The following is a 7,737-nucleotide window of genomic DNA, read 5'->3' as shown; positions in this document are numbered from 1 at the left end:
TGAATTTTGGAAGAAGGGAGTAGAGTAATGAGAAATAGAAAAAATGAAGATCATATCCGCCAGCAGGTTCGAAGCCGCTATTCTGATATTGTAAAGGGGAGCGGTTCCTGCTGTGGAAGCAGTTGCTCCAGTTCGACGCCTTTGGGCGACCCCAATTTTTCAAGCAAGCTTGGCTATACGGCCGATCAATTGTCAGTTGTTCCGGAAGGATCGAATATGGGGCTTGGGTGTGGTAATCCGCAGGCGATAGCGCAGATGAAGCGGGGAGAGGTTGTTCTTGATCTCGGCTCCGGGGGCGGTTTCGATTGTTTCCTTGCCGCAAAACAAGTCGGTGAGGAAGGGAGAGTGATCGGTGTCGACATGACGCCCGAAATGCTTGCAAAAGCGAGAGAAAACGCCTGCAAAGGAAACTACACGAATGTGGATTTTCGTCTGGGAGAAATCGAGCACTTGCCTGTAGCAGATAACTCAGTAGATGTCATTATCTCCAACTGTGTTATCAATTTGTCACCAGCCAAGGGACAAGTTTTTCGCGAGTCATACCGGGTTTTGAAACCAAAGGGCCGGCTTGCAATATCTGATGTGGTTGCGATAAATCGGCTTCCGGATGAGGTTAGCCAGAACAAGGATGCATTTTGCGGATGTGTGGCTGGGGCGGCTCAGGTAAGCGAAGTCGAACGGATGCTCCGGGACGCAGGTTTTTCCGAAGTCTCCATTGAGATCAAGGAGGAGAGCGCCCAGTTCATTCGTGATTGGTTCCCGGGGAGCGGCGTTGAAAATTACGTTCGTTCGGCGGTAATTACCGCTGTAAAGTAGGGAAACAGATATAACATGAAGAAGGACACTCTATTCAGAATCAGTTTTCCTGAGGGAAACCTCACGTTATGGGTCGCATTGTGGATGGTGGCCGGGGAGCGTTCCAGATAGGGAGTAAGCGGGAATTATGATCGAAGTGAAAAATGTGACTCTCTCGGCTGCAGACCGGATTCTTTGTTCCGGCGTAACCTTTGAGCTGGGAAAGGGAGAGAAGGCGGCATTATCCGGTAGTTCCGGTTGCGGTAAATCTTCGTTGCTGCGTGCCCTCGTGGGGCTGCGCGGTGTTGACTCCGGGACCATTGAGGTCGGCGGAGTCGAACTTACTTTGGCGACACAGGGGACGATTCGCCACCGAATCGCATTCCTGCAACAGGAGCCGGTGATGGGTGCTGAAACGGTCCGCGAGGCTCTGCTGTTGCCGTTCACCTTCAAGCTGAACGCCCGGCACAGGCCCACTCCGGAGAAGATCGCGGAGGTGCTTGAACGCGTGAGTTTATCGGGGATCGTTCTGGACCGGCCAGCCTCGCAACTCTCCGGCGGCGAAAAGCAGCGGATCGCCATCGCGCGCGGGCTCCTGATGAACAGGGACATCATTCTTGCCGACGAGATCACCGCGGCGCTGGACAGTGACTCGCGGGACAAGGTGATCGCCGTTCTCCGAGAGCTTCCGGTTACGCTGCTGGCGATCACTCACGACCCGGTATTCCGGGCCGCGTTCCCGATTGAATTTCGTATGGAAAACCAAGCTTTGAGAAAGGTCAGACCATGAATCACACTGCCGAATTGACGTATTTTGGAATGACAGCCGCCTATCTGCTGCTGATTCCGGTTTTCTTGCTGGCGATGCGCTACCAACTGGGAATCGTGCGCGATTCGCTGTGGGCGGTGACGCGCATGTCGGTGCAACTGCTGCTGGTTGGGTTGTATCTGCGCTATGTTTTTGAGTGGAACTCATTGTGGGTCAATATGCTCTGGGTTCTTATCATGACCGCCGTGGCGGCGTGGACGACGTTGCGGCAGGCCGGGCTCCCGGTCCGGGTGATGTTTCCGGCTACATTTACGGCGCTGACCGTCACGTTTCTATCTGTATTGTTCTATTTCATTATCCTGATCGTCGGGAAGAGTCCCTCGGATGCCTCGCTGTTAATTCCGATCGGCGGGATGCTGCTGGGCAATTCGCTGCGCAGCAACGTGGTGGTCCTGGAGCGGTTTTTCCGCCAGATGCGTGACAAACGTTCGGAATACGAGCTGCGGCTGCTTTTCGGGGCGAATCGGAGCGAGGCGCTGCGGCCATTCATGCAGACTGCGCTGCGTGCCGGGGTTAAGCCTCAGATTGCAACCATGGCGACGCTGGGGATTGTATCGCTTCCGGGCATGATGACCGGCCAAATGCTGGGCGGCTCGACACCGATGACGGCGATTCAATACCAGATTGCAATCATGGTGGGCATCTTCGCGGTCGATATGATTTCGACGGTGCTGCTGCTCGAAGTCCTGGCCCACTATGCGGAGAAGGATGAAATCGCAAAAGGAAAGGCTAACTAATGAAGAAGCAGAAGTATGCTGGAATCAGTTTTTTCGAGAAAAACCTCACGCTCTGGGTCGTGTTGTGCATGGTTGCCGGAGTTCTCATTGGCAAATATCTTCCGGCCATTCCCGGCTTCCTGAGTCGGTTTGAATACGCTAAGGTTTCCATCCCCATCGCCGTCCTGATCTGGCTGATGATTTACCCGATGATGATGAAGGTTGACTTCGCCAGCATAAAAAATGTCGGACGAAACCCGGGCGGTCTCTACGTTACCTGGGTTGTCAACTGGCTGATCAAGCCTTTTACGATGTTTGGGATTGCGTGGCTTTTCTTTTACGTCGTTTTCAAAGCATTGATTCCGCCGGAGTTGGCACGCGATTATTTGGCCGGTGCGGTTCTTCTGGGAGCGGCGCCCTGCACCGCCATGGTCTTTGTCTGGAGTCATCTGACTCGAGGAAATGCGGCCTATACCGTGGTCCAGGTGGCTACCAACGACCTTATTATCCTGGTCGCCTTTACGCCGATAGTCGCTTTTTTGCTGGGCGTAGGAGGGATTTCAATTCCCTGGAGCACTCTGTTGGTATCCGTTTTTCTGTTCGTGGTGATTCCGCTGGCCGGGGGTATCCTCACCAGAAACTACGTCATCAAGGCCCACGGGGAAGAGTATTTCAACAAGGCTTTCATCCCGAAATTCAACAACGTTACCATTGGAGGGCTGCTTCTGACCCTGGTGCTGATTTTTTCGTTTCAGGGTGATGTCATTCTTGGCAATCCTTTGCATATCGTCCTGATCGCCATTCCCTTGATAATTCAGACCTGCTTTATATTTTTTATCGCCTATCTGGCGTGCAGGAAGCTCTGCTTGAGCCATGATATTGCCGCGCCTGCAGGGATGATCGGGGCCTCTAATTTCTTTGAGTTATCCGTTGCGGTCGCCATCACATTGTTCGGGGCGTCTTCTCCGGCGGTTCTGGCAACGATTGTCGGGGTATTGGTCGAGGTCCCGGTGATGCTTGCTCTCGTCCGTTTCTCAAATCGAACCCGGGCATGGTTCCCGGAACCCCGGCCATTTCAGGGAGAGAAATAACCTGTTTAAAAGCCTCATTCCCGCAGTGGATCATCCTCTGCGGAAATGCTGTCATTAATTATCCCAGCTGAAGTATTGAGTAGGGAAGGGGGACCTTCTGCATCATTCTGTTGCACGATTAATCCACGGGTTCTTAATTTCTGAAAACTCATTAGGCGACAGGCAAGATTTACGCCATTTTTCAACGACTTCTGGGATAGGTTTATTCTGCATCCTGTAATATGTCCAGAGCGCTGCTGCCAGCTCTGATGAATAGAGCCGGACCTCCAGTTTTTTATCAAAATCCGAATCTGAATTGTCGTACGTCTCAAAATTTGGATTTTCAATTTTGTATGCCGTATCAGTAAGGAGCCTATTAAGTCGTTTTAGGACGGCATCTTCCAGGCTGGTCGAGAAACTGGCCCGCGAATGTTCCAGAACTAGAACGACAATCTGCAGTGCAAAGCTTATGAAATCTGTAGGGCACCATGTGATGTATTGACAGAGCATTGATGTCGGATCAGGTTCTACGATACTCGCATTAGTATCTTTGCCATCAAAAAGAATTCTGGCGATCGCATTGAGAGCATCTCCTTGGATGATTCCCTGATCCGAAATTAACGCTTCATGGATTCGTTTGTAGACGTCAGCCCTTTGATCGGGGAATATATGAAGACATTCCACTTCAGCTGCACAGCACGACAGCCCGTACTCCTGAATTTCCTTAAGAAGTCGCCCTAGGGATGTTTTAATTTCGTCAGATGAATCTGAACCGAGCTTCGGGCATACGACCTCAGCGAGCAACTCAACAATACGGCTAAATCTTGCTCGAAACGCCTCTCGTATTGATTGAAAGGGACTGGGCACGTTTCCCTTTTCGCTTAGCATATCTTTATCGGCATTCCACCACTCGAGTATACGCTGCAGGATCTCGGCGGCTTCTTCCGCCGTCCAGATGCATCCGCCTTTGCTGTTGGCTCCAATGATCTCGCGCACGATGTGGATATCTCTAACCGTCATTGTAACGCCAACGTTGTTCTCTTGCTCATTTTTCTGAATCGGGAAAAGGGTAGCCTTGACATAGACTTTGAAAAGATGGACAGGATCAACGCTATCGGGATGTGGAAGTTTTAAAAACGCAAATTTGTAGAAGATGGTATCATCTGGCAGGTGGTACTGATCCGTCACATGCCAGAGGGCTTCTGCGAGTTTTTTGCTTTGGACCTCGTCGAGCAGTTGTAGTTCGTGCAATGTTACCAGAGATGATACCGCCCAACGACGACGGTCTGGTTTATCTTCCGTTGCTTGCCGGAGCAAAGAAGCTACCAGGTTAGGCTCAATTTCCAAGGCCTGGGCTCGTTCCGTTTTCTGCTTGAGCTCCAGAATCAGGAAAGGGTTTGGAAACCCGTCTTCGGTGTGTGAATTTAGGCCTTCAGGGAAAGAGATTTTCAGCAAGTCCGGAAGCAGCTTGTATTGCTCCACTTCGGACATGGAGCTCACGAGCCGTTGGGTCATGTTCTTCACATTCCCGTAATTCAATTTGTCGCGTGAAGAATAGATTTCGGTAACAAACCTAAGGATTTGGCGTTTTGTCTCGACTGAACATTTGCAGCAGAGTCTCGATATGACTTCAAGTAACACCTGGGTGAGACGCACCCCGTAATTGTCCTTTAGGAAAGCATGCCCCACATGAATGTCATCCCGGCATTTATTGAGCGCCTCCAGGTATTTTTTAACGCGCAGGTCGGCTTCCTCGGAAGTGAATTTGTAAACGGATTTACGGTTGAATAAGCTATCAACGGCCTTCTCCTCTCCCAGCCGTGCCAGTGTGGCAAACGCCCAAAATGGCGAAGAGCGCGAGATTCGTTGCAGACTCGCCAAGGCGGTTTCTCCTACGATTGTTGTGTTGCCCACACAATACGGTAAGCCAACTTCCTCGCAGAATCGGAGAAAGGAATAGGCATTAAATGCTTCTTCATCGGTACTGCCCCAGTGTTGATTTTTAGTGGCCCTGCCTATATCAAATTTCTGTTTTTCAGTGACGCTTATATTTTGAACCGGCGGATTCTTTAGAGTCAACGCGAATAGTTCTAATTCCTTCCATGGGTCGCAGCGGAAGGCTTTAAGTTCATCCAAGCGTGCGTTGTGTTGTTGTAACTCATTCCTTAGCTGAGTTTCTCGTATATTACTGAGATACCAATCCCATTCTGCTTTTCTTTCTTTTTGCTGTTTCTTCTCCAGGTCATCCCAATCTTCTTTGAAACTGCTGAATTTTTTTGGTGGTTCGATAGTGCTATTCACTTGGAGATCTGATTCCGACATTTGCTTACTTGTTTTCAACTCGTTAACCAGATTGACCTTGGCAACCTCACCGTTTGATTTGGTTACGCCTCGACTCCTTTTGTCAGCCAGATATTCCTTTATTTGTTGCTTCTCTTCAGTTGTCGCTTGCTTATCAATCATCCAATCAATGGCTCTTTTGACGCAACGGAAGAGAAGCATTTGGAACGATTCAGTGGAAACCGATTGGAAGTCTGATGATGTGTTATCGTTATTATTCTTTTTGCGGGATTCGAACAACGACAAGCGAATTTGTTCATCTGTACCATTAAATTGACCCATTTCGGCAAGTGCAGATGCGCGTTTGGCGCTCCAGTACGGCTGCGCAGCGTCGGGCTGCCAGTTTTCAAGGCGTTGTTTGGCACCGGGCGGATCCAGGGTAAAAAGGCAGAAGAGAAAGCCTTCGTAATTGAGAAACTCTTTTTGTTCCACCGAAAGTTGCCGGGCAGGTCCCTTGAGAAGTGTTTCCATTTTTTTCCATTTTTCGAGATTACCCTGTTCGCGATAGAAACGCAGCATCTCCAGCGCGATGGCGAGCCACGCCTGACGGAGATCATCCCAAGGCATATCCTGACATTCCTTTTTTCCAAAGAAAAATTGGTAATCTTTACGTGTGCAGTCTTCAAAAGGCCAATACTTTTCGAGGAGTTTTTCACAATACTCTGCGACATAGTCAAAAATCGGATGTAGACATCTTTCAAATCGCCAGATTAGCTCGTATGCACATTGAATATCAAATCCAGGGGGCGTTTTTTCCGTGTTCAGTGTATGTAGTATGTAGTTAATCCAGTCTTCCGTATATCTCCACAGTGTCTTGCGGTTGTCATGTGGCAGAATCAGCCAGCCGGGATAGGTTTGCCGCTGCTGCTGCCATTCTTCCGTGATCTCCTGGATCTCTTCAATACGATCTGCCCCGTGTGAGGGAACCATATTCTGGGGGGCGTACGGCCAGTCGAGAACATTCGGTTTTTTCGACCGTATATACCAGAAAAATCGATTCAATGCCTTTTTGTTGTCGCCGTTCCCGAACCCGTCGCAACAGGAAAGGTTAACGACACCAATTCCTCGTTGTTCTAGGAGCTGGAGTTTGGCGTCCGAAAAATTGAATATTCCGATCAAATAGATTTTCTGTGTATTGTCTCTGCCGAGATTGTCGCGAATCCAGCCGATCCATTGAAGAAAATTGGGATCGTCCCCGGAAAATCCGATCAGGCAGAAGGTGTTTTCAAGAAGAGACTGCTGAACGGTATTGACGAAAGGGGCATAGTCGTATGGATAGCGCCGGTAATCCTCTTCGGTGACAACAAAGGGGCGCTCCGAAGGGAAACTGCCGTGAAGCTTCACAATTCTGGGTTTGATGGCGTAAGGGATATCTTCTTTGTTGACCACCGTTTCATATCGCCGTCCTACGACCTTGGCGCTGGCCCGTTCAAGCAGTGTATCGTAATTGGTGGTGAACACGTCCACCCATGGCAGCTCAAGCAACTCGACATGGAGGTCGGATGGTTCGGTGTCCATATCCGGAATTTTGGAGCGTATCAATTTTTCCAGCGAGGAATGATCACCGGCTGCCTGGACTTCATCCGCCAGCCGCAACACATTCAGATATTTTTGACTGGTTGGATCAGGATTAACCCCATGCGCTTCTTGATAGAAAAGGTCACCCAACTGGTTCCAATCGGGAAAATCATTCCCCGCATTTTTGCTGAAGCCAGCGCCGACCATCACGGCTGCTCGTCCTGCCCATAAACCTTTCGCAATTTCGTTAACAAAGGGGCGGATAGAATCCGGTATAATGGGCTCCTTTTCTGACAAATCAGTATTTGTTTTCAAAACTTTTCCACACTTCCTGATTGGGGATAAAAAACCTCAATCTACAAAAAACCTTGTGGCTACCGTAGTGTTTTTTAAATTAGGTGTAAAGAGAAAATAGAAATTTTTTCGAAAAAGATTTTGAAAAAAGAAAACCCGTCAGAGTGGAGAATGA

Annotated in this window: 5 protein-coding genes; 4 read left to right on the top strand and 1 reads right to left on the bottom strand. The window is 49.5% G+C overall.

Annotated features, from left to right (window positions below):
• The first annotated feature begins 27 nt into the window (after window positions 1-27).
• From PHQ97_15555 to arsB, 4 genes are all read left to right on the top strand, one after another.
• Window positions 28-816, top strand: a complete 789-nt coding sequence (locus PHQ97_15555) for an arsenite methyltransferase (protein ID MDD4394147.1) — start codon at window positions 28-30, stop codon at window positions 814-816.
• Window positions 817-943: 127 nt separating this feature from the next.
• Window positions 944-1,585, top strand: a complete 642-nt coding sequence (locus PHQ97_15550; protein ID MDD4394146.1) for an ATP-binding cassette domain-containing protein — start codon at window positions 944-946, stop codon at window positions 1,583-1,585.
• Window positions 1,582-2,361: an ABC transporter permease gene (locus PHQ97_15545; protein MDD4394145.1), complete on the top strand. Its 780-nt coding sequence runs from the start codon at window positions 1,582-1,584 to the stop codon at window positions 2,359-2,361. The genes PHQ97_15550 and PHQ97_15545 overlap by 4 nt, the downstream gene beginning before the upstream one ends.
• On the top strand, window positions 2,361-3,431 hold the full coding sequence (arsB, locus tag PHQ97_15540; GenBank protein MDD4394144.1) for an ACR3 family arsenite efflux transporter: 1,071 nt from the start codon (window positions 2,361-2,363) through the stop codon (window positions 3,429-3,431). The genes PHQ97_15545 and arsB overlap by 1 nt, the downstream gene beginning before the upstream one ends.
• 102 nt (window positions 3,432-3,533) lie before the next feature.
• Here the strand turns inward: arsB and PHQ97_15535 are convergent, their stop codons facing one another.
• Window positions 3,534-7,583 (bottom strand): SIR2 family protein, encoded by a 4,050-nt coding sequence (locus PHQ97_15535; GenBank protein MDD4394143.1) that lies wholly within the window; start codon window positions 7,581-7,583, stop codon window positions 3,534-3,536.
• Between the last annotated feature and the right edge of the window lie 154 nt (window positions 7,584-7,737).

Source organism: Desulfobacterales bacterium, from assembly GCA_028704555.1.
Classification (GTDB): Bacteria; Desulfobacterota; Desulfobacteria; order Desulfobacterales; family JAQWFD01; genus JAQWFD01.
This window is presented reverse-complemented; position numbering and strand designations above follow the sequence as displayed.